This window comes from Nioella aestuarii, assembly GCF_050896395.1.
Classification (GTDB): Bacteria; Pseudomonadota; Alphaproteobacteria; order Rhodobacterales; family Rhodobacteraceae; genus Nioella; species Nioella aestuarii.
This window is the reverse complement of the sequence record NZ_JBPBBA010000039.1, coordinates 1-25,843: the sequence shown is the minus strand read 5'-3', so window position 1 is coordinate 25,843 and position 25,843 is coordinate 1. Positions and strand designations below refer to the sequence as shown.

Genomic DNA, 25,843 nt, shown 5'->3' with positions numbered 1-25,843 from the left:
TCCTTCGATCAGTTGGAAATGGTCAGGTCGGCGGGCAGGCTACTGGACAGCACAAGATCGGCATTGGGCATGTCGTTCGCATCCCGCCGTGCGATGGCCTGCGACTTGGGCAAACCATGATCCAGCCAACGCTGCAACAACCGATTGGCCAGCGCTTCGCGCGGGGTTTCGATGGCTATGGACAGAGTCCAAAGCGGCATCAGATCGCACCACGGGGCGTCTCTTAGGTGCAGGTAGTTGCCTTCGAACAGAACAAATTCCGTATCAGACGGAAGATGCGCCGCGCCCGCGATGGCGATGTCGCGTTCGCGGTCAAAGACGGGGTAAATCACGTCCTCTCCCGCTGCGATCCGGCGCACCATATGCACGAACCCCAACGCGTCGAAACTGGCAGGCGCGCCTTTGCGCGCCAGAATTCCGCGTTGCATCAACACCGCGTTATCAAGGTGAAACCCGTCCATCGGCACAACCGCCGCCGACCGTCCGGCGTTCTGCAACGCCAGACACAGCGCCGCCGAGACCGAGGATTTCCCCGATCCCGGCGGCCCAGCAACCGCGATCAACTTGCGTGAGCCCGTAAGTGCAAGCAGATGTGGCAGCGTGGTTTGGGCGGTGTCTTCAGGCCGCGATGTCATCGGGCTGCATTGCTCCTGTCATCAGGGCCACGGCATCAGACATGCTGACCTCGTTCGGGTTCACGACCGCTAGCCGCTTGCCCAATCGGTGGATGTGAATCCGGTCGGCTACTTCGAACACATGCGGCATGTTGTGGCTGATCAGAACCACAGGTGTGCCGCGCGACCTGACGTCCTGGATCAGCTCCAACACCTTACGGCTTTCCTTGACGCCAAGCGCGGCTGTGGGTTCGTCGAGGATGATCACCTTGGACCCGAAGGCCGCCGCGCGTGCCACTGCCACGCCCTGCCGCTGACCACCGGACAGGGTTTCCACTGCCTGATTGATGTTCTGAATCGTCATCAGGCCAAGTTCCGACAACTTCTCTCGGGCGAACTCCTCCATCGCCTTGCTGTCCAGCATCCCCATGTATTTGCCCATGAAGCCGGGCTTTCTCAGCTCCCTGCCAACGAACATGTTATCGGTGATCGACAGCGCGGGGCTGAGTGCCAAAGTCTGGTAGACGCATTCAATGCCGGCCTCTCTCGCCTGAAGCGGCGAGCTATAGCTGACCTCCTGCCCTTCCAGCGTGATCCGGCCTTCATCAGGTGTGACCGCGCCGGAAATTGCCTTGATGAGCGAGGATTTCCCGGCCCCGTTATCGCCGATCACAGCCAGGATTTCCCCAGGCAACAGATCGAAATCGGCGTTGTCCAGCGCGGTGACGCGGCCATAGCGTTTGACCAGCCCGCGGGCTTGCAAGATTGGGTCTGTCATGCCGAAACCTTTCTGATCCATTGGTCGACCGCGACCGCGATGATGATAAGCCAGCCGATGGCAAAGACCTGCCACAGCACGTCCACACCAGCCAAACGAAGGCCCGATTGGAACACGCCAACGATCAATGCGCCAAACAGTGCCCCCATGATTGAGCCGCGCCCGCCAAATAGCGAGATGCCCCCGATCACCACGGCGGTGATGCTTTCAAGGTTGCCTTCGTAAAAGCTCTGCGGAGAAATCGAACCCACACGCCCGATCGACGCCCATGCCGCCAACGCGCAGATAAAGCCCGCCAGCATGTAGACCTGCCGCAATGTCCGGTCGGTCCGGATACCGGCCAGTTCCGCGGCCTCTTTGTCGTCGCCGATCATGTAGACGTGACGACCCCACGCGGTCTTGTTCAACAGATACCAAAGCCCGGCAAAAATCACGACCATCAACAGCACGCCATAGGTGATGCGCGCCGACCCGACCGCGATGCTTTGCCCGAAGAACTTCAGCAGCGGCGCGGCTTCGTCGATATCCTGACCGCGAATGGACTGCGCGCCGGACAGCCACAGGTTCAGCGCAAAGAAGATGTTCCATGTGCCGAGCGTGGTGATGAAGGGCGGCAGCTTGACCTTGGTGATCAGCAAGCCGTTCATGTATCCCGCCCCGATGCCGCCTGCAAAGCCGATCAGCAAGGCCAGCGGCGCGGGAACGCCCAACTCCACGGCCAGTTTGCCGGAAATGACGCTCATCAACACCATGATGGCCGCGACTGACAGGTCGATGCCGGCGGTAATGATCACCAGGCTCTGTGCCGCTGCGAGGATCCCGATGATCGAGACCTGCTGCATGATCAGTGTCAGGTTAAACGGTGTGAAGAACCGGTCGCCTGCAATCAGGCCAAACGCCAGAACGGCGACGACCAGAACGATTACAGGCACCAAGGTGGGGTTTCCGTGCAGAATGTGCTGAAGCGTGCCAACCACGCCGCGATGGCTGTCTTCGAATTCTGCAACGGATGTATCGCTGGAGGTCAGGACACGTTCGAAATCCTGGCCCGGCGTGTTTTGTTGATCCGCCATGTCATCCTCTTCGACCAAATCCACATCCGCCTACACCATGCGGGTCAGGCGGGAATGCGGCAATGATTTTGGGGGTATAAAGGGTGGGGCGGCCATGATCGCCGCCCCGAGGAGTGTTGCAGGGATTAGCCCCAGCAAAGTTCCAGTGCTTCTTCCGACGTAATCGAGTCGATGCCGTCAACCGGGCTATCCGTGACCAGCATCACACCGGTGTTGAAGAAATCGAGCCCTTCGGAGTTCTCGGGCAGGCTGCCGTCAGCGGCAAACTGTGCAATCGCCTCGATCCCAAGCGATGCCATGCGCAGCGGGAACTGCATCGAGGTTGCGCCGATGACACCGGCGGCCACGTCACGGACACCGGCACAGCCACCGTCAACCGACACGATCAGGGCCTGATCCTGAAGACCAAAGGCCTGAAGCGCGGCATAGGCACCGGCTGCGGCAGGTTCGTTGATGGTGTAGACAACGTTGATCGACGGATCGATCTGAAGCAGGTTCTCCATCGCGGTCCGGCCACCTTCTTCGTTGCCGTTGGTGACGTCGTTGCCGACGATCCGCTCATCAGTTTCGTCGCCGATGTCGGTCGGGTCCATCACATCAATGCCGAAACCGGTCAGGAAGCCCTGGTCCCGCAGATAGTCGACGGACACTTCCGACGGGTTCAGGTCAAGCAGGGCAATGCGGGCGTCAGCAGCCGCGTCGCCAAGCGTTGCGGCGGCCCATGCGCCGATCAGGCGGCCGGCTTCGAAGTTGTCGGTCGCAAAAGTAGCGTCAGCGGTGTCCGCAGGTTCGAACGGGGTGTCGAGCGCGATGACCAGAAGGCCAGCTTCACGTGCCTGGCCGATCACCGGCGCCAAGGCGCGGGAGTCGGACGGCGTGATCAGGATACCGGACGCACCGGCAGCGATGCAGGTTTCAACCGCTGCTACCTGGCTTTCAACGTCACCGTCGATCGCACCGGCATAGGTTTGCAGGTTGATGCCTGCGGCCTCGGCAGCCTCGGTCGCGCCTTCGCGCATTTTCACGAAGAACGGGTTGGTGTCCGTCTTAGTGATCAGGCACGCGGTGACTGCGTCGCCATGCGCATCCGCGTGCGCTGCCCCGGTCATTGCCAGTGCAGCGGCACCACCCATCATAAGGGCCTTGAAGGTCTTGGTCATATCTTCCTCCCAAAAAATTCTCAAAGGGCGCCTCATCGCCCCATGGACAACTGAATGCCCTGAGTCTCGGTCCGGTGTCAATAAATAAATCACTCTTATTTAATTATTGACGACTTGCCTTGCGCCACACAATATCCCAATGGGGAGAGCACCATGACCGATACCACTGAAAAACCAGTGCAGGCTGTTGCCAGCAAGGAAACACGCGGCACGAATCAGACCGGCATGAGGGCGCAGAACGAACGCCTGGTGCTGACGCTGATTCGGCGCCATGGGGCGCTTGCCAAGGCCGAGATCGCGCGGCTAACGGGATTGTCGGCGCAGACGGTGTCGGTGATCATGCGCAGCCTGGAAGTCGAGGGGCTGTTGCTGAAAGGCGAACCGATGCGCGGCAAGGTTGGCCAACCGTCGGTACCAATGCGGTTGAACCCGGAAGGGGCTTATTTCCTTGGCCTCAAGGTCGGTCGCAGATCGGCAGAGATGATTCTGACGGATTTTCTGGGCCAGATCATCGCGCGGCGGAAACAGATATATGCCTATCCTGATTTCAGTGACGTTCTGGCGTTTTCCCTGGGCGCCGTGGAAGAGCTTCGATCTTCCTTACCCGCCGACCAGCGCCCGCGCATTGCCGGGCTTGGCATCGCTATTCCGTTCCAATTGTGGGACTGGGCCCGCATGATCGGTGTGGAACCAGGCAAGATGGCCGCTTGGCAGAGCCGTGATCTGCTGGCGGAGTTATCGGACGCGCTGGACATGCAGGTTTATCTTCAGAACGACGCCACATCCGCCTGTAGCGCCGAACTGGTCTTCGGCACCGGCGAACAGCCCGCGAATTTCCTGCATATCTTCATAGCCTTCTTCATCGGCGGCGGGGTGGTTCTGAATGGCACTCTGTTTACCGGCCGAACGGGCAATGCCGGGGCGATCGGCCCGATGCCGGTGCTGGACCTTGGCGGACAGCAACGGCAGCTGATGGACCTGGCGTCGCTGGTGGTGCTGGAACGCCGTCTGACCGAGGCAGGGCTGGACAGCGGAATGCTGTGGCACAGCCCCGAGGGGTGGGACATTCCCGAGACCTTGCTGCACGAATGGACCGCAGAGGCTGCAAATGCCATTGCTCGCGCTGCACATTCGGCCATGGCGGTGATCGACTTTGAGGCAATCAAGATAGACGGGTGGATGCCAGAACACCTGCGAAGCGCGCTTGTCGAAGATGTGCGTGCGAACTTTGACAAGCTTGATTTCACCGGACTGGAACGGCCAGTTGTCGAAGCTGGAACCGTTGGAGCCGACGCCCGGTCGCTTGGCGCGGCGAGCCAGCCGCTGCTTGGGCGGTTCCTGGTCGGGTATACGATCTGAAGGTCAGAGAACGCCGGCGCGCAGGCAATCGTGGATATGCAGAAGGCCAAGGGGTTTGCCGGTTTCGTCCAGCACGAACAGCGCCGTGATCCGGCCTGACATCAGGCCCACGGCTTCGGCGGCCAGCGTCTCGGGGGAAATCGCGCGGGGGTTCTGGGTTGCGACCTGACCGGCGGTCTTGCCCATCAGCCCGTCCATATTGCGGCGCAAGTCACCGTCGGTGATGACCCCGGTCAATTTGCCCCCTTCGGTGACACCCGCGATGCCAAAGCCCTTTTCGGTCATCACAAGCAGCACGTCCGGCATCGCCATGTCAGAGGGAACCAGCGGCAGCGCATTGCCCGAATGCATGAGCTGCGTGGCGGTCGCAAGTTGCGCGCCAAGCTTGCCGCCGGGATGAAACGTACGGAAGTTTTCCGCCACGAAGCCACGCCGTTCCATAACCGCAACAGCCAGAGCATCGCCAAGCGCCAGGGCCAGCGTGGTCGAGGTCGTCGGGGCCATTCCGATGATGCAAGCCTCTGGTTCATTTGGCAAAACCAGCTGCATATCGGCGGCTTTCATCAACGTGCTGTCTGGATTTTTCGATATTCCGATCATCGGAATCGAAAACCGCGCGACATGGGCGACGATATCGCCCAGTTCCGACGTTTCGCCGGAATTGGAGATCAGAATGCACAGATCCCCAGGCGTAATCATGCCCAGATCGCCATGGCTGGCTTCGGCAGGATGCACGAAGTAGGAGGGTGTACCTGTTGAGGCGAGGGTAGCGCTGATCTTGCGGGCGATATGGCCGGATTTGCCCATGCCGGAAATGATCACGCGCCCTTTGACGGCAAGGATCGCCTCCACCGCGGCTTCAAAATCGACAGGCAGGGCGTCGGCCATACGGGCCACGGCCTCGCCTTCCAAGCGCAGGACACGGGCGGCGGTTTGGCGGATCAGATCGGGATCGGGACGGGTCATGAGAAGATGATTAGCCTATCTGCGAAGCGCGGGTCATGGGAAAAATGCAGGGGATTTTCCCCCGAAAACGCCCGTACACTCTGCCTACACCCCCTGTACACCCCCTGTACAGACGCGAGCCTTTTTCGCCGCTTGTGAAGGCAACTTGCGTACGGCCCAGCGCCCATAACCCAAGGCGCGCGCCAAGATGCGGTTCCTATGACCATATTCTTCCGGGCTGCCCCCAAGGTCATCGGGCCAAGGTGCTAGGGGCGATCAGATGAAATACACCGCGTTGTTGCGGATCAGGATTTCTGCCGCGAAAAGGCCGAGGATCACGATCAGCGGTGCAAGGTCGAGCCCGCCCATGTTGGGCAACATCCGGCGGATCGGGCCATAGACCGGTTCCAGCAACTGATTTAGGCCCCGCCAGATTTGCGCCACGAGTGGCTGGTGCATGTTCAGGACGCCGAAATTGATCAGCCAGCTCATGATGATATGGGCGATGATGATGAACTTGGCGACGCTTATCAGCATCAGCAGGATCTGGATGATCGACAGCATGGCGGGGGTTTTCCTTTGCTCAAAACCAGGCCACAGGTAAGGGGGCGCGCCCGCATTGGCAAGGGCATGACGCAACGGAGCAGGTTGACCTTGCTGGCCGGGTCTCTTCTGAAAAGGGGCGTTGCCCTTTGCCCAGGAAGTCTCGATGTATCCAGTCATCCGCATGGTCTATCAGCTGGCCGTCACCCGCAATGCCCCGCCCCTGCCCGTCACCGGAACCCATGTCAGCTATCACCGCTGCTGGCCTTGGGATATCGACCTGTGGATGGAGCTGAACAACGGGCGCACGCTGACCTTCTATGATCTTGGCCGTATTCCCCTGGCAAAACGGGCCGGGTTGGTCGATCTGCTGAAGCGCGAGGGTTGGGGGATGACGATGGCAGGGGCCTCGGTGCGATACCGGGCGCGGATAAGGGCGTTCGAAGTGGTGGAAATGCGCAGCCGCGTTGTCGGCTGGGATGAGCGCTTTCTCTATCTGGAGCAATCCATGTGGAAGGGACAGACCTGCTGCAATCAGATCGTCTATCGCTCTGCTGTGACCGACCACACCGGGATCGTTCCGATGGGCCAGGTGGCAGAGACGATGGGGGTCGATCCTCAATCGCCGCCGCTGCCCGATTGGGTGCAAGCCTGGATTGACGCCGAAGCGGTGCGGCCCTGGCCACCTGCAGGGTAGTCTGCCTTTTTCATTGCCAAACTCCCTCAATGTCTGAAAGCTGCCTTCAAAGGACATGAGGGGCAGGACATGGCTGAAATTTCGACGAGCAAGCGTATCTGGGGCTGGTATTTCTTCGATTGGGCCAGCCAGCCCTATAACACGCTGATGCTGACCTTCATTTTCGGTCCCTATTTTGGCCAGACCGCCGCCGAGGCGTTCATGGCCAGTGGCATGTCTGAGCAGGCCGCCGAGGCTGAAGCGCAGGCGCTGTGGGGCTACGGTCTGGCGCTGGCGGGTATGCTGATTGCAGTCCTGGCGCCGATCCTTGGCAGCGTGGCGGACACGTCGGGGCGTCGGATGCCGTGGATTTGGCTGTTCTCGGCGCTGTATGTCATTGGGGCCTGGGGCTGTTGGTACACCGCACCGGAAAGCTTCTCGGCCCTCTGGGCGCTGGTGTTTTTCGGGATGGGCCTGATCGGGATGGAGTTCGCCACGATCTTTACCAACGCCTATCTGCCAACCATGGGCCCCAAGGAAGAGCTTGGGCGGATTTCCGGGTCAGGATGGGGCTTTGGCTATATCGGCGGGGTGGTGGCGCTTGCGATCATGCTGGTGTTCTTCCAGGCTGGTGATGAAGGGCGCACGATGCTGGGGCTGGAACCCTTGTTCGGTCTTGATCCCGCAACCGGGGCCGATACGCGCGTGGTCGGACCGCTTAGCGCGCTGTGGTACGCGGTGTTCATGATTCCGTTCTTTCTGTGGGTGAAGGAGGCACCGCCGCATGACGGGGCCCATTACCGGATCGGCGAGGGGCTGCGTGATTTGTGGCAGACCATCAAGGGCCTGCCGCGTCATCCCAGCCTGCTGGCTTATCTCGGCAGTTCGATGTTCTACCGTGACGCTTTGAACGGGATGTATACCTTTGGCGGCATCTATGCGCTCGGCGTGCTGAACTGGTCGATCATGGAGGTCGGGATATTCGGCATTCTGGCGGCAATTTCCGGCGCTGTGTTTGCATGGGTCGGTGGGCTGGCCGACCGCAAGTTCGGGCCAATGCCGGTGATCGTGGTGTGCTGCGTGGTGCTGATCTTCACCGCCTGCATGATCGTGGGCCTGTCCCCCGAGGCTGTTTTCGGTATGCCCGTCGAAGAAGGATCGTCGCTGCCCGACGTTCTGTTCTACGTGGCCGGTCTGTTGATCGGCGCGGCTGGCGGAGCCGTGCAATCGGCCAGCCGCAACATGTTGACCAAGCAGGCCAATCCCGAGCGGATGACCGAGGCATTCGGGCTGTATGCCCTGTCTGGCAAGGCCACGACCTTTCTTGCGCCGTGGCTGATTGCGGTGACCACTGACATCACCAACAACCAAAGGCTTGGGATTACCCCGCTAATTGCGCTATTCTGCATTGGATTGGTTATGTTGATTTGGGTGAAGCCCAACGGAGAAAGCGCCTGATGCTCTTACGCGCCCTGTTTGTTGGTTTAGGTGTTGTTGCCTTGTCTTCCTGTTCCGTGGACAGCCCGGACCCGCCGCTGAACCAGGAACAGCGCGTGACGCTTTCCACCATGAGCGCGACCCCGGCGCGGCGGCTGTTTGGCCATCTGCTGGATGCCTCTGACGGGCAAGCACGGGTTTATGGCGGCTATGCGCGTGGCTGTATTCAGGGAGCCGAGGAACTGGACGAGACCGGCCCGACATGGCAGGCGATGCGGCTTAGCCGCAACCGCAACTGGGCGCATCCTGAAATGATCGACTTCGTGCAGGACCTCTCGCGCTTTGCGGCGACGCTGCCGGGCTGGGAAGGGCTCTATGTTGGCGACATGGCACAGCCGCGTGGCGGTCCGATGCTGACCGGTCATGCGAGCCACCAGTCAGGGCTGGATGCCGATATCTGGATGCTCCCACCCGACAGGCTGGATCTGACCGAAGCAGAGCGTGAAGCCCTGTCGTCGATTTCAACGCGTCGGGCACGCGGGGCTTATGTGGGCGAAAACTGGACCGAACAGCACTGGCACCTGTTGCGAGAAGCCGCGAGCGACCCTCGTGTGGCGCGTATCTTCGTCTTCCCCGGCGCCAAGGTCTGGATGTGTGACAACGAAACCGGCGATCGGTCCTACCTGCGCCAGATCCGGCCGCTTCATGGGCATCATTACCATTTCCACGTGCGCCTTCATTGCCCGGATGGATCGCCAGATTGTGTAGAGCAGGTCGCGCCGCCCCCCGGCGATGGCTGTGACGAGGCCCGCGCTTGGCAGCGCAATATCCTGAACCCGCCACCCCCGCAGCCCGATCCGAACCGCCCGCCCCCGGTGCGCGGAGAGATTATGCTGAGCGATTTGCCGAACCAATGCAGCCGCGTTCTGGTCAGCTCGCGCTGATTGCGGCGCTGGCCGCGGGGATTTCCCTTACCGCATTTGCACAGGAACCGGGTCTGTTGGGGGCGTTCTCGATCCGGTCGGAGCATCCCATGGTCGGCGGCTTGTCGGCGGTCGAGATCACCGGTGGGGGCACGGGGCTTGTGGCATTGTCGGATCGTGGCGCGCTGATCCGCGGGCAGATTACCCGTGACGAAACCGGGCGTGTTGTGGCACTCGCCCTTGCAGAGCCGGAGATATTGGCGGATCGGAATGGCGATCTTGCCGGACGCAACGGGCGGGACAGCGAGGGGCTTGCGATTGCGGATGATGGCCGGATATTCCTGTCGTTCGAGGGCGATCACCGGGTGGTGCTGCATCACGCCCACGGGGACACGATCCTTCCAGCCGCTGAAGGATTTGCCGCTTTCCAGCCGAATGCCTCGCTTGAGGCGCTGGCGGTGGGTGCGGATGGTACGCTCTATACCTTGCCGGAAAGATCGGGTGACGGGGACCCAGGCTTTCCGCTTTTCCGCTATCTGAATGGCGCTTGGGACGAAAGCTGGTCCATTCCACGCGATGGGCGGTTCCTGCCAGTGGGGGCCGATTTCGACGATCAAGGAAGGTTTTACCTGCTGGAGCGGGATTTCAGCATGTTGTTCGGATTTGCCAATCAAATTCGCCAGTTCGAGGTGACGTCAGCGGGAATGTCCGGGGGCGTTACCGTCTGGCAATCGCCCTATGGCGGCTTCTCGAACCTGGAGGGGCTGAGCGTCTGGCGCGACCCGCAGGGCAGGCTGGTGGCCAGCATGGTGTCGGACGACAATTTCAGCCCAATCCTGCCAACGGAACTGGTCGAGATTATTCTGGAGTGACACCACCACTCGCCAAAAGCTTTGCCAGCGTCGGGTGCGGAAACTGGCGCGGAACGGTGACGGCGTAGAACGGCTCTGATATGCCGAGGTCGAACGGCGCTGTGGCAATGCGACCCGAAGCGATTTCATCGGCAAGTACCACGGCAGGAGCAACGGCAAGCCCCACTCCCTCGCGCGCCAGCAGGCGGACCAAGGCCATGTCATCCACCGTTGCGGCGATGCGGGGGCTGACCTGAAGCCGGGCCAGCAGGTTGTCCATACCCGCGCGGATGGTGTTCTCCGTGGGCAGGATCAACGGTTCGTTTTCGAGAAGCGCGCGGAGCGAGCCATGGCGCAGCCGGTCCGGGGGGCCGTGCAGTTGTACGGGTTGCTCCGCAAGCCGTTGTGCCGCGAAATCAATGCCTTGATCACTGGCCGGAACCTCGGTCGTCAACACCACGTCAAGCGCCAGAGCCGCCAGATCGGCCAGTAGCGTGCGGGTGTTCCCGGATCTCAGCGATACGTCGCAGCCATCGGCCAGCGCTGGCCGCAGGAAGTGCAGCTGGAAGTTGCGCGAAAGGGTAGACAGCGCGCCGACGCGCAGGGGCGGGTTCTTGTCCCCGGTGCGGTTCAGCGTGGCCACGAGGTCCTCGCCTGCGGTGAAGATCCGCTCTGCATGGTCAAGCGCGATGCGACCGGCCTCGGTCAGTTCAAGCCGCCGCCCGACCCGGTCAAAGAGCTTGTGACCGAGCCGCTCCTCCAGCTGCTTGATCTGGATGGACATGGCCGATTGCGAGAGATTCAGCCGCTCGGCGGCGTGGCCAAGGTGGCCTTGGCGAGCGACCTCTCGGAAATAGCGCAGGTGATGGTAGTTTAGCGGTCCCATGTTTTAGAATATAAAACGTTTGATGCAAAAAGATATATTTTTTGTTTTGTGTTCGCGGCGGTAGTGAGACGCTGTTCTAAACGGAAGGATATGCCATGGACCTGATCGCAACCGTCGCTGCAACGATCCTGGATCAGTTGCGCAACCCCACACTCGCTTTCCTGCTTGGTGGGCTTCTGATCGCTGCACTTGGCAGCCGCCTGACGGTGCCCGATCAGGTCTACAAGTTCATTGTGCTGCTCCTGCTGCTGAAAGTTGGGCTGAGTGCCGGGATCTCGGTGCGAGAGGCTGATTTCGTGGCGCTGATCGTTCCCGGTGTTCTGGCCATCCTCGTGGGCATCGCGATCGTGCTGATTGGAAGCCGGACGCTGGCCCGGCTCAATGGTGTATCGAAAGTGGACGGGCTGGCGACCGCGGGGCTCTTTGGGGCGGTCTCTGCCTCTACGCTCGCGGCCGGGATGGTAATGCTGGATGAACGGCAGATCCCCTATGAGGGCTTCATCGGTGCGCTCTACCCGTTCATGGATATCGCCGCACTGGTGACGGCCATCGTGCTCGCACGGGTCAGCGTTGCCCGCAAAGCGGTAGCCACGGGCGGCGGGACTGTTGCGCTCGGCGGGGGTGGCCCACAGCTTGACGGGCTCGACAAAGGGATGCTTGGCGACATCCTGACCGATACATTCCGCAGCCCGGCGATATCTGCATTGCTGCTTGGGTTGGTGATTGGGCTGTTGGCCAATGTCGACGCGGTGTTCCACGGGTTCTACGAGCTGCTGTTCAGGGGCTTCCTGTCGATCCTGATGCTGGTCATGGGAATGGAAGCCTGGTCCCGGCTGGCGGAACTCAAGCGGGTGGCACACGCCTATATCCTGTACGGCATCGCGGGGCCGATCCTGCACGGCGCGCTTGGGTTCGGCGCGGGGATGATCGCGCATGAATTGACGGGTTTCTCGGCGGGGGGCGTTGTGCTGCTGGCAGTGATGGCGTCGTCCAGCTCTGATATCTCGGGTCCGCCAACATTGCGCGGGGCGCTGCCCGAGGCCAATCCCTCGGCCTATGTCGGCACCTCCACCGGCTTGGGCACGCCGGTTGCCATTCTCAGCATACCGGCGTGGATCGCCCTGGCCGATTGGTTGATCAGCTGACGACCGGATCGGGGCGGTTCAGCGCCCCGGAATGTCGCCGCGACGTGCGGTGTCGCCCCAATTATCAATGATCTCCACAGCCTCTTCCGCGGTTTCGACAAAGCGGAAGAGGTCGAGGTCTTCCGGGCTGATCGTGCCCGCGTCGGCCAGTGCATCCCAGTTGATGATCTTTTCCCAAAAGGCACGGCCAAAAAGCAGGAAGGGCACCCGTTCCATCCGGCCAGTCTGGATCAGCGTCAGGCTTTCGAACATCTCATCGAGAGTGCCGAACCCGCCGGGGAAGATGGTGATCGCCTTGGCCCGCATCAGGAAATGCATCTTGCGAATGGCGAAGTAGTGGAAGTTGAAGCACAGGTCCGGCGTAACATATTCGTTCGGGGCCTGTTCGTGGGGCAGAACGATATTGAGCCCAATGGACACGCCGCCCGCATCCGCTGCGCCGCGGCTGCCTGCCTCCATCACGCCGGGGCCGCCACCGGTGACGATGATGTTGTCGTGCTGGCCGTTGTTCAGGCTGCGCTCGGTTACGATACGGGCGAACTTGCGGGCTTCGTCATAGTAGTGCGACAGGTCCCTGAGGGTCTGGGTCCGCGCACTGTCCGCTTTGGACGGTTCCGGGATCCGGGCACCGCCGAACATCACGATGGTCGAATCTACCCCGTATTCATCCATGATCATCTGCGGCTTCAGCAATTCCAGCTGCAACCGCACCGGGCGCAGTTCATCCCGGCACATGAAATCATTGTCGGTGAACGCCAGCTTGTAGGCCGGCGCGCGGGTCTGGGGCGTGTCCGGCACATGGCGGGCGGTTTCGATATCGGTATGGGCGTCGCGGAACAGTCCGTCGCGCGCGTCGTCGTTCATTGGATCGTTTCCTTTCGGTCCTAGGCCAAGGTCCGACGCTACCGTGAGCCGCACGGGGATGAAACCCGTCTTCGCTCTGGCCCTATAGGTGTTTTTGCTGATTGAGCCGAAGCCCCCCGTCCGATATAGCGCCCGGGACCAAGATATTCGGAGAGACCCATGTCCAACGCTCAGCTGGAAGCCGCCATCGAAGCCGCCTGGGACGCACGCGACCAGATCACCCCCGCCACCACCGGCGAAACCCGCGAAGCGATCGAGGATACGCTCAACGCGCTCGACGCCGGCAGCCTGCGGGTGGCCGAACGTCAGGAGAGCGGCGACTGGCATGTAAACCAGTGGGCCAAGAAAGCGGTTCTTCTGGGTTTCCGCCTGAAGGATATGGAAATGCAGTCCGGCAGCGCCCAGGGCGGCAGCTGGTGGGACAAGGTCGACAGCAAATGGGCGACCTGGGGCGAAAATGAATGGGGCGCGGCAGGCTTCCGCGCGGTGCCCAACTGCGTGGTCCGCAAATCGGCCTATATCGCACCGGGCGTGGTGTTGATGCCCTCTTTCGTGAACCTGGGCGCCTATGTGGACAGCGGAACGATGGTTGATACCTGGGCCACCGTGGGAAGCTGCGCGCAGATCGGCAAGAACGTGCACCTTTCGGGCGGCGTCGGCATCGGCGGCGTGCTGGAGCCGATGCAGGCGGGCCCGACAATCATCGAAGACAACTGCTTCATCGGCGCGCGGTCCGAGGTGGTGGAAGGCTGCATCGTGCGCGAGGGCTCGGTCCTCGGCATGGGCGTCTTCATCGGCAAATCCACCAAGATCGTCGACCGGGAAACCGGCGAGGTCATGTATGGCGAAGTGCCGCCCTATTCGGTGGTCGTGGCCGGGTCCATGCCATCTAAGAACGGCATCAATCTCTATTGCGCGGTGATCGTGAAGCGGGTGGACGAGCAGACGCGATCCAAGACCGGCATCAACGAACTGCTGCGCGATTGATCTGACAGGGCGGGCGGGGGAAGGCGCTTCGAAGCGCCTTTCAAACGCGTTTTTGAAAACGCGTCCACCGCCCGTGATTTTCGATGCTCGACCCTCCAGTCCTTGTGCTATTGTTCCTGTAACGAAACGATTTGGAGCATCAGGAATGCAGGGTTTGGGATGGATCGCGGCGATTGTCGTGGGCGGGTTGGCCGGCTGGGTCGCCAGCACGTTCATGCGGGCCGATACCGGGTTGGTCGCAAATGTGATCCTCGGGATCGTTGGCGCCATTGTGGCGAATTTCCTGTTGCGACTTGTGGGGATCAACGCCTCGCCCACCTGGATTTCCCAAGGGCTTGTCGGCTTTGCCGGGGCCTGCCTGATCATCTGGGGCGCACGGCAATTGCGCGGCCGCTAAAAGCCGCTTCGTAAAAAATATTCGACGGAACAGCGCAACCTTCGCGTGTTACCCGGCAGAAACCGCCGAGGAGGACGCGCGATGAGTAAAGCCCTGATACTGACCCTTGCCCTTGGGCTTGGCCTGTGGGTGCAGGCCAGCGAGGCCCATGAGAACGAGGTGGACATCAGGCTGGAGGGTGACAGGCTTTGCGTCACCTCCAACTCCAGCCCGAACCACGATATAGGACGCTTCCCGAACCCGGGCAATCCCAACAGTTTTTCTGAACAGACCACCCGAGTCTGTGTTGATGCGGAGCCTGAGGACACCGGCCTGATCACCGAGAATGTGCAAAGCTCGGGCATTTCGGTCACTGGTATTCTGTTCCGCCCCGGCACGGCTGATTTCTATGATGCCAGCAGCCCGCGTGGCTTTTCACGCGACCCGTCGTCGGGGTGGCGGTTGGAGGGCATGGGGGCGGCGGACCTGCTGGGCATGGATGCCGAGAACGCCCATGTGGATCACCGTGGGCTCTACCATTATCACGGCGTATCCGAGAGCCTTGTGGGGTCCCAATCGGGCAGCCTGATCGGATGGGCCGCTGATGGCTTCGAGATCCACTATATCGGGGAGGGCGCGCAATCCGGCTGGCAGTTACGGTCCGGCACGCGAAACACCGCACCATACGGGGCTTATGACGGCACCTATGAGGAAGACTGGGTCTTCATCGCGGGCAGCGGCAATCTGGATGAATGCAACGCCGCCGTGGTCAACGGCACGCTGACCTATTTCGCCACCGACACCTATCCGTTCTTCCCGCGCTGCTTTCATGGGTCTGTCAGCAGCGATTTCATGGGCCGGCGTTGATCCCCCCTTGTCCCTGATCAGGGCCGCCCGTGATGATCCCCCGCCTTTCTTGCCCTGAAGGCGGGGGATTTTTCTGCCTAGCCCTGACGCTGATGCAGGAGGCAGGTGTTCAGACCCAAAATGCGATACAGCGGGCAGAAGCCAACAAGGCCGGTGGCCAGCGGCACGAGTCCGATCCAGCCCCAGTTGGTCTGCGGTCCGACAAAGACCAGGGCGATGAGAACGATACCTGCGATGATGCGCAGGGCGCGGTCGAGATTACCTTCGTTGCGGGGCATGACGCGTCTCCTTTCAAGAGGGTTGCGATATGGCGCGATTATAGCGCCGATGCCCGCTGGGCGGCGGTGACAGAGTCACCGTTCCTCTGCGGCAATCCGTTCCAATCCGGTCCGGTCCAGCACCCGCACCCCGCCGCGATGCTGCTCCACCAGCCCTGCGCGCGCCATCTCCGCCATGCGGCGGCTGACGAATGCCCTGCCCGAGGCAGTTTCGGTGGCAAGCGCGTTGTGCGACGCATGGACCTCGCCCGTCGCATCCGCCAACCGCAACAGCACCCGCGCCAGCCGTGCGTCGAAGCCGGTCAGGGCCACGTCCTCGATCAGCCGTTCATATTCGCCAAAGCGGTTGGCAACGGCGGAAAACACGAGATCGCGAAAGGCCGGATCGCCTTCCAGACGGGCGCGGAAGCGGTCGGGCGGCACCAACTCGCCCTCCAGATCGGTTTCAGCAACGCCTTCGGCGGAGTAAGTGCGGCCCTCGACCAGACAGGCGAAGGTTTGCAGGCACATATCGCCGGGGCTGACGCGATAAAGCACCACCTCGCGCCCATTGGCGGCGGTGAGCGTGACCTTGATGGTGCCCTTGTCCAGAAGCACAAGACCGGGGCAGGCCTGTCCCGGCTGGAACAGGGTTGTGCCCTTGGGAAAGGCGATACGGCGGCGCAGGTCGGTCATGCCACTAGCGATGAAACGAAGCGTGGCCCGCGTCAATGCCCATAGCGCCGCTTGACCGGACGCGCGCGGGCGGCTAGGGCGCAAGACATGGCGAAGGAAAAGAAACAGCAGCAGGTTTATACGCTTGTGGTCGAGGTTGGCCGCAAGAGCGGTGATGGCCTGCCCAAAGGCGCGACCGGTGCGGGCCTGATGATCTATGCCTCTGGCGTGGACGAGGCAGAGGCGGTGCGCGAAACCGTGGCGATCCTGAAACAAGCGGATTTGGCGCCGCTGGACGTTCAGGGCTATGGCACACTGCAAGAACGGCGGGAACTGGGCCACGAGATTACCGATGAGGAAATCGCGCTGATGCAGCGCGCGGCTGACGAAAACTCTGTCATCGTGGCACAGATGACTCCCTATTTTGGCGACGAGGACGAATAGGCTACGCTCATGTTGCAGGCTATCCATCACGCGGCGATCATCTGTTCGGACTACGCGCGGTCCAAAGCGTTCTACGTGGATATTCTGGGCCTGCGGGTCGTGGCCGAGACCTTTCGGGCTGAACGGCAATCGTGGAAGCTGGACCTTGCCTTGCCGGATGGATCGCAAATCGAATTGTTCAGCTTTCCCGGTGCACCTGCCCGCCCGTCATACCCAGAGGCGCAGGGGTTGCGGCATCTGGCGTTTCAGGTCGCGGATGTGGCAGCAGCAAAGGATCGGTTGGAGGCAAAGGGTGTCACGGTGGAACCGATCCGGGTGGATGCGCTGACGAACCGCGCCTTTACCTTTTTCAGCGACCCAGACGGGTTGCCGCTGGAGCTTTACGAAGCCGGTTAGATACGTGCTACGCCGCTGCCGAGCGGTTCTGCGTCAGCATCCCCAGATAGGCTTGCGCGCCGGCGCGGTCGATCACGGTCCAGGCCGGTTTTCGGTCGGGCTCTGCCAGGCGGGCTGCGGATTTCCCCGCGGCTTCCAACACATCCGCCAACAGAGCTGTATCCAGCGCACAGCGGCCCGCCAAAAGGCAATCGTGATCGTCCAGCAGGATGTGATAGGCGGTGACCATTGGGCGTTCCATACAGATCTGCGCAGCGCTGGCGCGGCGGATATCCTCAACCCGGGCCAGAACCTGCTCTTCCCCGAAGAGATATTCGACCTCACTGCCGGTCAGCAAAAGCCGCTGGTTGCGGGTGACGGTGATATCCTCGTTCAGCCCGAAATAAGGTGCTCGCAGGCGGATCGGGGCAGAGACGCCGCGGGCCAGCTGATCGGTCTGGCCGATCCAGCGAATGGTTTGTTCTTCGCCCTTGCGGGACAGGATGCTCATGCCCGGTTGCAGGTCGGCAACGCGCGTTTGACCCGTCGGGGTCTGGATGCGCGTATCACCTGCAATTCCGGGAAGCGGCCTGTCCGGCAGAGGGTGATTGGCCACGCCCGCATAGGCGACAGACACCATAGGGCCGGGGGTTTCGGGCACGATCTCGGCCAGGCTGTTGGGCGCGATGCTGCCGGTATGTGAGGTGACGCGGTTGCCAGTCTGGCCATTGGTCAGCACCAGCTGGCCGGTTTTGCCCAACTGATCCCAGGAATAATGCAGCATCAGCGGTTCGCGGGAAAACAGGAAACCCGCGTCGGTTTCAAACAGGAAGGACCGATGTTCCACGCTGACGGTGCCGTTGGGGCGGCAAATGATGCGCAGGTCGCGGGCGGTGCCAGTGCGGCCCTGCCACAGGATCGCGGGGACCTGCAGTTCGCCTCTCAGCGTCATCTCGAAACGGATCGTGCCATGAGACAGGTCCGCTGCGCGCGCCCGTGCATCGAAATGCGTCAGTTTCCGTCCATCCCAGATCGCAAGCCAGCTCATTCCGAAACAATGCCCCTAATTCCACTGGATTGGATCATATCCGTGGAGTTGGGGCCGAAGTCGTTCGGAAATGTGGAAAGAATGTGGCTAAGCGAACAGCGCCGCGGCCTCGTAGCTGCGCAGGCTGGGGCGGGCAGAGACGCCATAGCCACGGCCGGTGTCCGGGTTGAGGTCGGGGAACAGCGAAAACAGCTCCTGTCTCACGCCATCATCGAATCCAGACAGGGTTACTGGACCGGGATGGAAGCTTTCGGTCTGAAGCCCTTCGGACCAAATAATCTGGTGTTCGTCAAAGAGCACGTGGAAATAGTCGACCATGCCGCCTTCGCGCACCCAGATCGAGCATTCGTTGACCAGATCCTTGGCGGCGACCAGAACCTCGTCTTCGCCGAACAGCAATTCCGCCATATGGTGGCTGACCAAAACCCGGTGCTGGGGTGACAGCACCAGAGTATCATGCAGCCCCATGGTGCCGCGTTCAATGACGATCGGGGCAAAACTGCCGGTGGCCTCAACGGTTCGATTGCCAATCCAGCGGATGGGTTGAAGGCCATTGTCCCGCGTTTCCACCAAATCACCGACACGCAGGGCCTCGACGGGAATATCGCCGCGTTCGGTGCGAATCCGCGTGCCCGCCACGAAACAGGGTAACGTGGTGATGGTAACGAAAGCGGTGTCGGATATGCCGTTCCCGCCGCCTGACGCTGCCGTATAGCTGAACGTGAAATCCTGTGGCGTGGTGGGGGGCGTATAGCCGGTGGGTGCTTCAACCAGCAGCGTGCCATCGGCCTGAAGTGTAACATCGAACCCATTGCTGAGCGTGACCGTGTCTCCGACCGAGACTGCCTGCCCGTTGATATGGGTGACAACCATGGTGTTCGCCGCCTGATCGTTGGCGATCACATCGACGGATATGTCCCCATAGCCCGAGAACGTGGCTGAATCGTCGACGGCAAACACCCGCCCCTGAACTGAATTTGCAGCGACTAGAATGGCAGAGTCATAGCTGCTGTCCCCGACATCGGCGATGCCAAGCCTGATGGTGTTCACCTGGTTTGGATCAACTGTCATCATCACCGAGAGGGTCACGGTGTAGCCGTCCATCTCGGTATTGGCGCTATCGTCGGTATTGCTGACGTAGAGTGTTTCGTTGGATGTGTTGTTGACGTTATTGATCTGCGCGATCTGGAAAACGGGCGAGGCGACCTCGACCCCATTGATCCAGATCCCGACCGCATCGTTGAAGATCGACCCGACATATTCGGGGTATTCTTCGGAGGCGAAGGTGAACTGCATCGTCAGCGTGTCGCCCTCGGGGATAAAATCCGCCTCCAGAATGGCGGCATCATAGGTGCTGCGACCTGCGAGCGCGTTGAAACCGGCGTCGTTGTCAACGCCGCGCGTATTGGTCGAGGTGTTGTTGCTGATGTTTGGATCGCCAGAGGAATTGGTGAAATCCCGGACCCGGCCGGTGGACAGGATAACGCCGGAATCAGACGGGGTCGCATTCGGGGACGTGGTGTCGCCATCCGACCAGATGCCCGATGAATTGCGATCACCTGAATAAGAGGCGCTCACAACGGTAACGCCATCACCGAAGATGGTGTTGGCCATTTCAGTGGCCGTTGCACGATGGTCGATTGTCAGTTCACTTGCCGTAACTGGCATGTCCTGCGCCTCGTCTTTCTGGCACGACCGTCGCGGTTTTGATGGGAAAACACCTGCCTGTTGGTGATTTCACTGCGCCGAGAGTGCCTGTCATTCTTTTATTTTGCCGCAGAATAACCTTGTTTTTGCCGCAAGTTAAGCCCTTCCGCGTTTCCGCTCGTACTTGAGTCCGGCAAGCCACATGTCTATCGCTATGGAACCCATCAGCAGGAGAGCCAGACCATGACCGACCCGCAGAAACTGACCGCCGATCTGGTGCGCTGTGCCTCGGTTACGCCGGAGGAAGGCGGCGCGCTGGTATTGTTGGACAAGGTGCTGTCGCAGGCTGGATTTTCCTGCACGCGCGTGGACCGCGGTGAAGTGTCGAACCTGTTTGCCCGGTGGGGCGACAAGGGCCATGCCCGGACCTTTGGGTTCAACGGGCATACAGATGTGGTGCCAGTGGGTGACGCGGCGTCCTGGACGCATCCACCCTTCGGCGCGGAGGAGGAAGATGGCTGGCTTTACGGGCGCGGCGCAACCGACATGAAATCAGGCGTGGCTGCCTTTGCGGCGGCGGCGATTGATTTCGTGCGCGACACGCCGCCGGACGGGGCCATCGTGCTGGCGATTACAGGTGATGAGGAAGGCCCCTCGACCGATGGAACCATTGCCCTGCTCGACTGGATGGATAAGCAGAACGAGCGCATGAGCGCCTGCATTGTCGGCGAACCGACTTGCCCCGAAACCATTGGCGACATGATCAAGATCGGGCGGCGCGGATCCATGTCCGCGTGGTTTACCGTGAAGGGCAAGCAGGGGCATTCCGCCTATCTGCATAAGGCGCTGAACCCGATGCCCGCCATAGCGTTGCTGGCACATCGGCTATCGGCCCATAAGCTGGATGAGGGCACCGATCATTTTGATCCCTCCACCTGTTCGGTGACGACGATCGACACCGGCAATCCCGCCACCAACGTGATCCCGGCGGAAACCCGGATGACGGTGAACCTACGCTTCAATGACTTGCATACAAGCGCCAGCCTGACCGAGTGGTTGCAGGCCGAAGCGGACAAGGTGGCCTCTGAGACGGGCGTGAAGATCGAGATGACCATCAGGGTCTCTGGTGAGGCTTTTCTGACGCCCCCCGGCGATCTGTCAACGCTGGTGTCAACGGCGGTCACAAGGGAAACCGGGCTGGTGCCGGTCCTGTCCACAACTGGCGGTACATCCGACGCGCGGTTCGTGAAATCCCATTGCCCGGTGGTGGAGTTTGGCCTTGTCGGGCACCGGATGCATCAGGTGGATGAACGGGTATGGATCGAGCATATCCACGCCCTGAAACGCATCTATGCCCGCATCCTGAGCGACTACTTCGCCCAATGATCCGCCCCATCGTTGTCGTGATGGTGAAGGAGCCACGCCCCGGCCGGGTTAAGACCAGGCTGGCGCGCGGGATCGGGGCGATTTCGGCTGTGTGGTGGTATCGGCATCAGGTGGCACGGTTGCTACATCGGCTGCGCGATCCGCGCTGGCGTCTGTTTCTGGCGGTGTCCCCCGATGCGGAAGGTCTGGCCAGCCGCGTTTGGCCCGCCGACTTACCGCGTATCCAGCAAGGTACAGGCGATCTCGGCGCCCGCATGGCGCGGCTTTTGGCGCTGCCCGGCCCGGTGTTGGTCATCGGCAGCGATATTCCGGGCGTCACCCGCACCCATCTGGCCCGCGCCTTTCGCGCCTTGGCCACTCATGACGCCGTGTTCGGGCCGGCCCCCGATGGCGGCTATTGGCTGATCGGTCTGGGGCCGCGCCCGGCCCCTTCGGGGGTTCTGGCGGGGGTTCGCTGGTCTGGCCCGCACGCGCTGACCGACAGTCTCTTAACTTTGGGCAACCGAAGGGTTTCGCTGGTGGATCAGCTGGCCGATATTGACACCGCAGACGATCTGCGCAGCGTCTGAGCCCCCTGTTTTCCGCATGACGCGCCCCTTGGCCCGTGCTAGGCCAAGGGCATGAGCCAGATCCCCACCAAAGACCAGATCCTCGCCTGGATTTCCGACAATCCCGGCCATGCCTCGAAACGCGATATCGCCAAGGCCTTCGGCATCAAGGGCGCAGCGCGGATCGACCTGAAACGCATTTTGAAGGAGCTGGAGGCCGAGGGCCATCTGGAAAAGCGCAAGAAAACCTATCGCGACCCCGATCGTCTGCCGCCCGTCGCGGTATTGCAGGTTCTGGCGCCGGATGATCTGGGCGATGTCTTTTGTCGCCCACTGGAATGGTTGGGCGAAGGTCCGGAGCCACGAATTCTGTTCAACGCCAAGGCGACCGACCCCGCGCTTGGCGAAGGCGACCGCATCCTTGCCCGGATGCAGGAGATCGAAGGCGAAGATCACCAATATGTCGCCCGCCTGATCCGCCGCATCGGAACCAACCCTCACAAGATCCTGGGCATTTTCCGCAAGGGGGCCGAGAGCGGACGGATCGTTCCGATCGACAAGGGATCGGACAAGGAATGGATGGTGCCCGCAGCCGCGACCGAAGGCGCCAAGGATGGCGAGCTGGTCGAGGCGGAACAATCCGGCCCCAAGGGCCGCATGGGGCTGCAAAAGGCGCGAATTGTCCAACGGCTCGGCGACCCGAGCCAGCCAAAGGCGGTGTCTCTGATCGCTATCCACCAGCACGGGATTCCCGATGATTTCTCCGATGAGGTCATCGCCGAAGCAGACGCGGCAAAGCCTGCCGGGCTATCGGGCCGCGAAGACCTGCGGGATATGCCGCTGGTCACAATCGACCCGGTCGATGCCCGCGATCGCGACGATGCCTGCCTGGCCCATGCCGATGATGACCCGAAAAACCCCGGTGGTTTCGTGATCTGGGTCGCCATCGCGGATGTGGCTCATTACGTGCGCCCCGGATCGGCGCTTGATCGCGAGGCGCGAAAGCGCGGCAATTCCAGCTATTTCCCCGACCGAGTTGTGCCGATGTTACCCGACCGGCTGTCGGGTGATCTGTGTTCCCTGCACGAGGGGGTGCCGCGTGCCTGTATGGCCGTGCGCATGGTGATCAACGCGCAAGGCGAAAAGATCGGGCATAGGTTTGTGCGCGGGTTGATGCGGTCCGTGGCCTCGTTGAACTATCAAGAGGTTCAGGACGGCATCGACGGGAACCCCAATGACAAGGTTGCGCCGCTGGTCGAGCCGGTTCTGAAGCCGCTCTATGCCGCCTACGGCGCGCTACGACTTGCGCGGGCCAAGCGGCAACCGCTGGAACTGGACCTGCCGGAACGCCGGATCATCCTGTCGGAGGATGGACAGGTGACATCCGTGGCGTTCAAGGACCGGTTGGATGCCCACAAGCTGATCGAAGAATTCATGGTACTGGCCAACGTGGCTGCAGCCGAGGAACTGATCCGCCTCAAGACACCGCTTCTGTTCCGGGTGCATGAGGAACCGAACCCCGACAAGATCGCCGCGCTGCGTGAAACAGCGCAGGCAAGCGGCTTCAATCTGGCAAAGGGGCAGGTGCTGCAAACCCGGCATCTCAACAGTTTGCTGGCCGCCGCCGAAGGCACCGAGTTTGACGAGCTGATCAACATGTCGACCCTGCGGTCGATGACGCAGGCCTACTATAGCCCGCAGAATTTCAGCCATTTCGGGCTGGCGCTGAAGGCTTATGCCCATTTCACCTCGCCCATTCGGCGCTATTCCGACCTGATTGTGCATCGGGCGCTGGTCTCTGCCCATGGCTGGGGCCGCGACGGGCTGAGCGCGGAAGAGATCGAGCGACTCGACGACATCGGAAAGCATATTTCGGACACGGAACGCCGGTCGATGATGGCCGAACGTGACACCACCGACCGGTATCTGGCGGCCTATCTGTCGGAACGCGTAGGAGAAAGCTTTACAGGCAAGATCAGTGGTATCGCCCGGTTCGGGGCCTTCGTGAAACTCGATGATACCGGCGCTGACGGATTGCTGCCGATGCGGGCTCTGGGACGCGAGTATTTCCACCACGACGCCGAGTCCCAGACGCTGGTGGGGGCCGATACCGGCCTGACCATCGGCATAGGTCAGCGGGTGATCGTGAAGCTGGCCGAAGCGGTGCCGGTGACAGGCGGCATGACGCTAGAACTTATCGAGATCGATGGTAAATCCGTGCCGCGCGGGGCGCGTCATGGGCGCGGGGCCGGGCCACGGCGAAAGGCGGGCAAAGCCCGCGCCAAGGCCGCCAAGGTCAAGAAAAAGGTGCTGCGAAAACGCCGCTAACCGACCTGACTGCACCTGCAACGCTGAATTTTTCACAGTGCTTCAGATTTCGGTAATCTTGTTTGTGCAGGGTTACAGGCGAGGCTCCGCCGACGGGTTGGGGCGCGTTCTTCTTTCATGCGGGAGAAGTGCGTATATTGCCGGGCAACCAAGCACACAGGCACGAGCATGCTAACACTGAGAGTATTCCTGACCGGATCCCTGATCCTTGCGGCGGCTGTCGCAGGAGCGACGCCTTCGGCAATCATGCGCCCGGTTCCACGCCCTGGCACCGACGTGTCGCCACCTGCGTTGCCAAGCGAACTGGCGGTGCAGGCGTCGATCCGGCCCCCTATGCGAATGGCCGCCGCGCCAAGCGGCCCGGTGACACCGGTGGCCGATGAGGTCAGCAGTTCCGGGTTTCGTGTCTGGATTGCCGAGTTTTCGCGCCGCGCCGGAGCAGAGGGGATCAGCCAGCAGACGTTGGATCAGGCCTTTGCCGGGGTCAGCCTGAACGAACGGGTGATCGAGCGGGACCGCAACCAGTCGGAATTTTCGCGGACCTTGTGGGACTACCTCGATAGCGCCGCATCGGATGCGCGCATTGCCAACGGGCGTGCAGCCCTGCGGGACCATCGCGACACGCTGGACGCGATCGAACGGCGCTACGGGGTCGAGGCAGAGATCGTGGCAGCGGTCTGGGGCCTGGAAAGCGCCTATGGCAGCTTCCGCGGATCGGTCCCGATTATCGAGGCGATGGCGACGCTGGCCTATGAAGGGCGGCGGGCAGAGTTTTTTGAGACCGAACTGATGGCGGCGCTGCGAATCCTTCAGGCGGATGACATCGACCCCGCTCATATGCAGGGCTCATGGGCAGGTGCGATGGGGCATACCCAGTTCATGCCCACCAGTTTCCTGGCCCATGCGGTGGATTTCACAGGCGACGGGCGGCGCGATATCTGGGGCGATGACCCCGCCGATGCGCTGGCCTCGACCGCACGATACCTGTCGGAAAACGGCTGGACCCACGGTCAACCCTGGGCACTGGAAGTGGATCTGCCGGAAGATTTCGACTTCTCCCAAAGCGGCGAGTTGATCGAGCGTGATGCCGCCCATTGGAACGCCATGGGCGTGCGACTGGCGCGCGGTGGCGGTCTGGTGCCGGAACATGGGGCCTCTTCGATCCTGCTGCCTGCGGGGCACACGGGTGTGGCGCTGGTGATCTATGAGAACTTCCACGTGATCGAAACCTATAATCCGGCCGATGCCTATGTGATCGGGGTGGGCCATCTGGCTGACCGGATCGGCGGCGGGCCCGCGTTTCGCGGTGGCTGGCCTCGGCACGACCGGGCCCTGACCAATGACGAGCGGTTCGAGTTGCAAAGGCGGCTGACAGCTGCGGGGTTCTCGACCGAGCGGATTGACGGAATCGTTGGACCACTGACCATTCAGGCGGTGCGGGAATACCAGGCCGCAGAGGGGCTGGTGCCGGATGGCTACGCCTCCGAGGCGCTGTTGCGGCGCTTGCGGCGCGGCTGAGGTCTTGCGCCCTGCCACGGGCAGGTCGCGGCGGGAGCGGGGCCCCTCCCACCCCCCCCCGGGGACCTCGCCCGGGACCGTTTCCCCCCCCTCTTGGAGAACAAAGTCCGTTTCTTTGGACGGTTTTTGGGGG

Annotated in this window: 27 protein-coding genes; 15 read left to right on the top strand and 12 right to left on the bottom strand. The window is 61.7% G+C overall.

All coding sequences use genetic code 11. The features are described from left to right. Positions 1 to 8 precede the first annotated feature (8 nt). From ACROHD_RS17500 to ACROHD_RS17485, 4 genes are all read right to left on the bottom strand, one after another. Positions 9 to 635: a nucleoside/nucleotide kinase family protein gene (locus ACROHD_RS17500; protein WP_432679694.1), complete on the bottom strand. Its 627-nt coding sequence runs from the start codon at positions 633 to 635 to the stop codon at positions 9 to 11. Further along, on the bottom strand, positions 619 to 1,392 hold the full coding sequence (locus tag ACROHD_RS17495; RefSeq protein ID WP_432679693.1) for an ATP-binding cassette domain-containing protein: 774 nt from the start codon (positions 1,390 to 1,392) through the stop codon (positions 619 to 621). The genes ACROHD_RS17500 and ACROHD_RS17495 overlap by 17 nt, the downstream gene beginning before the upstream one ends. Then, positions 1,389 to 2,465: an ABC transporter permease gene (locus tag ACROHD_RS17490; protein ID WP_432679692.1), complete on the bottom strand. Its 1,077-nt coding sequence runs from the start codon at positions 2,463 to 2,465 to the stop codon at positions 1,389 to 1,391. The genes ACROHD_RS17495 and ACROHD_RS17490 overlap by 4 nt, the downstream gene beginning before the upstream one ends. 125 nt (positions 2,466 to 2,590) lie before the next feature. Further along, entirely contained in the window at positions 2,591 to 3,625 is a 1,035-nt protein-coding gene (locus tag ACROHD_RS17485; protein WP_432679690.1) for a substrate-binding domain-containing protein, read from the bottom strand. Between the two features lie 153 nt (positions 3,626 to 3,778). Between ACROHD_RS17485 and ACROHD_RS17480 the strand changes: the two genes are divergently transcribed. Continuing rightward, entirely contained in the window at positions 3,779 to 4,984 is a 1,206-nt protein-coding gene (locus ACROHD_RS17480; protein ID WP_432679688.1) for an ROK family transcriptional regulator, read from the top strand. A gap of 3 nt (positions 4,985 to 4,987) precedes the next feature. Here the strand turns inward: ACROHD_RS17480 and ACROHD_RS17475 are convergent, their stop codons facing one another. Continuing rightward, positions 4,988 to 5,950 (bottom strand): KpsF/GutQ family sugar-phosphate isomerase, encoded by a 963-nt coding sequence (locus ACROHD_RS17475; RefSeq protein ID WP_432679687.1) that lies wholly within the window; start codon positions 5,948 to 5,950, stop codon positions 4,988 to 4,990. 255 nt (positions 5,951 to 6,205) lie between these two features. Beyond that, positions 6,206 to 6,493, bottom strand: a complete 288-nt coding sequence (locus ACROHD_RS17470; RefSeq protein ID WP_432679685.1) for a YggT family protein — start codon at positions 6,491 to 6,493, stop codon at positions 6,206 to 6,208. Positions 6,494 to 6,638: 145 nt separating this feature from the next. Here ACROHD_RS17470 and ACROHD_RS17465 point away from each other — a divergent pair, with 145 nt between their 5' ends. From ACROHD_RS17465 to ACROHD_RS17450, 4 genes are all read left to right on the top strand, one after another. Then, a complete protein-coding gene (locus ACROHD_RS17465; RefSeq protein ID WP_432679684.1) occupies positions 6,639 to 7,169 on the top strand; it encodes an acyl-CoA thioesterase in 531 nt (176 codons plus the stop codon). Positions 7,170 to 7,238: 69 nt separating this feature from the next. After that, complete coding sequence (locus tag ACROHD_RS17460; RefSeq protein WP_432679682.1) at positions 7,239 to 8,606, top strand: MFS transporter; 1,368 nt, start codon at positions 7,239 to 7,241, stop codon at positions 8,604 to 8,606. After that, the gene (mepA, locus tag ACROHD_RS17455; RefSeq protein WP_432679681.1) at positions 8,606 to 9,529 is read left to right on the top strand and encodes a penicillin-insensitive murein endopeptidase; all 924 of its coding nucleotides are present in this window, start codon (positions 8,606 to 8,608) and stop codon (positions 9,527 to 9,529) included. Before ACROHD_RS17460 ends, mepA begins: the two co-directional genes overlap by 1 nt. After that, entirely contained in the window at positions 9,499 to 10,380 is an 882-nt protein-coding gene (locus tag ACROHD_RS17450; protein ID WP_432679680.1) for an esterase-like activity of phytase family protein, read from the top strand. The genes mepA and ACROHD_RS17450 overlap by 31 nt, the downstream gene beginning before the upstream one ends. Here ACROHD_RS17450 and ACROHD_RS17445 read toward each other — a convergent pair. Beyond that, complete coding sequence (locus tag ACROHD_RS17445; RefSeq protein ID WP_432679678.1) at positions 10,367 to 11,245, bottom strand: LysR family transcriptional regulator; 879 nt, start codon at positions 11,243 to 11,245, stop codon at positions 10,367 to 10,369. The genes ACROHD_RS17450 and ACROHD_RS17445 overlap by 14 nt on opposite strands. A gap of 95 nt (positions 11,246 to 11,340) precedes the next feature. Here ACROHD_RS17445 and ACROHD_RS17440 point away from each other — a divergent pair, with 95 nt between their 5' ends. Further along, the gene (locus ACROHD_RS17440; RefSeq protein WP_432679677.1) at positions 11,341 to 12,390 is read left to right on the top strand and encodes a sodium-dependent bicarbonate transport family permease; all 1,050 of its coding nucleotides are present in this window, start codon (positions 11,341 to 11,343) and stop codon (positions 12,388 to 12,390) included. 18 nt (positions 12,391 to 12,408) lie between these two features. Here ACROHD_RS17440 and ACROHD_RS17435 read toward each other — a convergent pair whose 3' ends face one another. Continuing rightward, positions 12,409 to 13,254, bottom strand: coding sequence for an LOG family protein (locus tag ACROHD_RS17435; protein WP_432679676.1), 846 nt, complete (start codon positions 13,252 to 13,254; stop codon positions 12,409 to 12,411). Positions 13,255 to 13,413: 159 nt separating this feature from the next. Between ACROHD_RS17435 and dapD the strand changes: the two genes are divergently transcribed. The 3 genes from dapD (at position 13,414) to ACROHD_RS17420 (ending at position 15,484) form a co-directional block, all read left to right on the top strand. Next, a complete protein-coding gene (gene dapD / locus ACROHD_RS17430) occupies positions 13,414 to 14,241 on the top strand; it encodes a 2,3,4,5-tetrahydropyridine-2,6-dicarboxylate N-succinyltransferase (protein WP_432679675.1) in 828 nt (275 codons plus the stop codon). Between the two features lie 145 nt (positions 14,242 to 14,386). Further along, positions 14,387 to 14,638, top strand: coding sequence for a GlsB/YeaQ/YmgE family stress response membrane protein (locus ACROHD_RS17425; protein WP_432679674.1), 252 nt, complete (start codon positions 14,387 to 14,389; stop codon positions 14,636 to 14,638). 81 nt (positions 14,639 to 14,719) lie between these two features. Continuing rightward, complete coding sequence (locus tag ACROHD_RS17420; RefSeq protein ID WP_432679672.1) at positions 14,720 to 15,484, top strand: YHYH protein; 765 nt, start codon at positions 14,720 to 14,722, stop codon at positions 15,482 to 15,484. Between the two features lie 77 nt (positions 15,485 to 15,561). Here ACROHD_RS17420 and ACROHD_RS17415 read toward each other — a convergent pair whose 3' ends face one another. Both ACROHD_RS17415 and ACROHD_RS17410 read right to left on the bottom strand, forming a co-directional pair. Then, positions 15,562 to 15,762 (bottom strand): YgaP family membrane protein, encoded by a 201-nt coding sequence (locus ACROHD_RS17415; RefSeq protein ID WP_432679671.1) that lies wholly within the window; start codon positions 15,760 to 15,762, stop codon positions 15,562 to 15,564. Positions 15,763 to 15,837: 75 nt separating this feature from the next. Beyond that, positions 15,838 to 16,437: a Crp/Fnr family transcriptional regulator gene (locus ACROHD_RS17410; RefSeq protein WP_432679670.1), complete on the bottom strand. Its 600-nt coding sequence runs from the start codon at positions 16,435 to 16,437 to the stop codon at positions 15,838 to 15,840. Positions 16,438 to 16,524: 87 nt separating this feature from the next. Here ACROHD_RS17410 and ACROHD_RS17405 point away from each other — a divergent pair, with 87 nt between their 5' ends. Further along, complete coding sequence (locus ACROHD_RS17405; RefSeq protein ID WP_432679669.1) at positions 16,525 to 16,860, top strand: DUF8846 family protein; 336 nt, start codon at positions 16,525 to 16,527, stop codon at positions 16,858 to 16,860. Positions 16,861 to 16,869: 9 nt separating this feature from the next. Continuing rightward, positions 16,870 to 17,256 (top strand): SMU1112c/YaeR family gloxylase I-like metalloprotein, encoded by a 387-nt coding sequence (gloA2, locus tag ACROHD_RS17400; RefSeq protein ID WP_432679667.1) that lies wholly within the window; start codon positions 16,870 to 16,872, stop codon positions 17,254 to 17,256. Between the two features lie 7 nt (positions 17,257 to 17,263). On the opposite strand, the gene ACROHD_RS17395 is transcribed toward gloA2, so the two are convergent. Together ACROHD_RS17395 and ACROHD_RS17390 are read right to left on the bottom strand one after the other, a co-directional pair. Further along, positions 17,264 to 18,283, bottom strand: a complete 1,020-nt coding sequence (locus tag ACROHD_RS17395) for a Hint domain-containing protein (protein WP_432679666.1) — start codon at positions 18,281 to 18,283, stop codon at positions 17,264 to 17,266. Positions 18,284 to 18,370: 87 nt separating this feature from the next. Then, positions 18,371 to 19,951, bottom strand: coding sequence for a choice-of-anchor L domain-containing protein (locus ACROHD_RS17390; RefSeq protein WP_432679665.1), 1,581 nt, complete (start codon positions 19,949 to 19,951; stop codon positions 18,371 to 18,373). A 222-nt stretch (positions 19,952 to 20,173) separates the two neighbouring features. On the opposite strand from ACROHD_RS17390, the gene dapE reads away from it, so the two are divergent. The 4 genes from dapE (at position 20,174) to ACROHD_RS17370 (ending at position 25,710) form a co-directional block, all read left to right on the top strand. Next, positions 20,174 to 21,316 (top strand): succinyl-diaminopimelate desuccinylase, encoded by a 1,143-nt coding sequence (dapE, locus tag ACROHD_RS17385; protein ID WP_432679663.1) that lies wholly within the window; start codon positions 20,174 to 20,176, stop codon positions 21,314 to 21,316. Then, positions 21,316 to 21,885, top strand: coding sequence for a TIGR04282 family arsenosugar biosynthesis glycosyltransferase (locus ACROHD_RS17380; protein WP_432679712.1), 570 nt, complete (start codon positions 21,316 to 21,318; stop codon positions 21,883 to 21,885). The genes dapE and ACROHD_RS17380 overlap by 1 nt, the downstream gene beginning before the upstream one ends. Positions 21,886 to 21,936: 51 nt before the next feature. Beyond that, positions 21,937 to 24,192: a ribonuclease R gene (rnr, locus tag ACROHD_RS17375; protein WP_432679662.1), complete on the top strand. Its 2,256-nt coding sequence runs from the start codon at positions 21,937 to 21,939 to the stop codon at positions 24,190 to 24,192. Between the two features lie 168 nt (positions 24,193 to 24,360). Next, a complete protein-coding gene (locus ACROHD_RS17370) occupies positions 24,361 to 25,710 on the top strand; it encodes a lytic murein transglycosylase (protein WP_432679660.1) in 1,350 nt (449 codons plus the stop codon). The last annotated feature ends 133 nt before the right edge of the window (positions 25,711 to 25,843 follow it).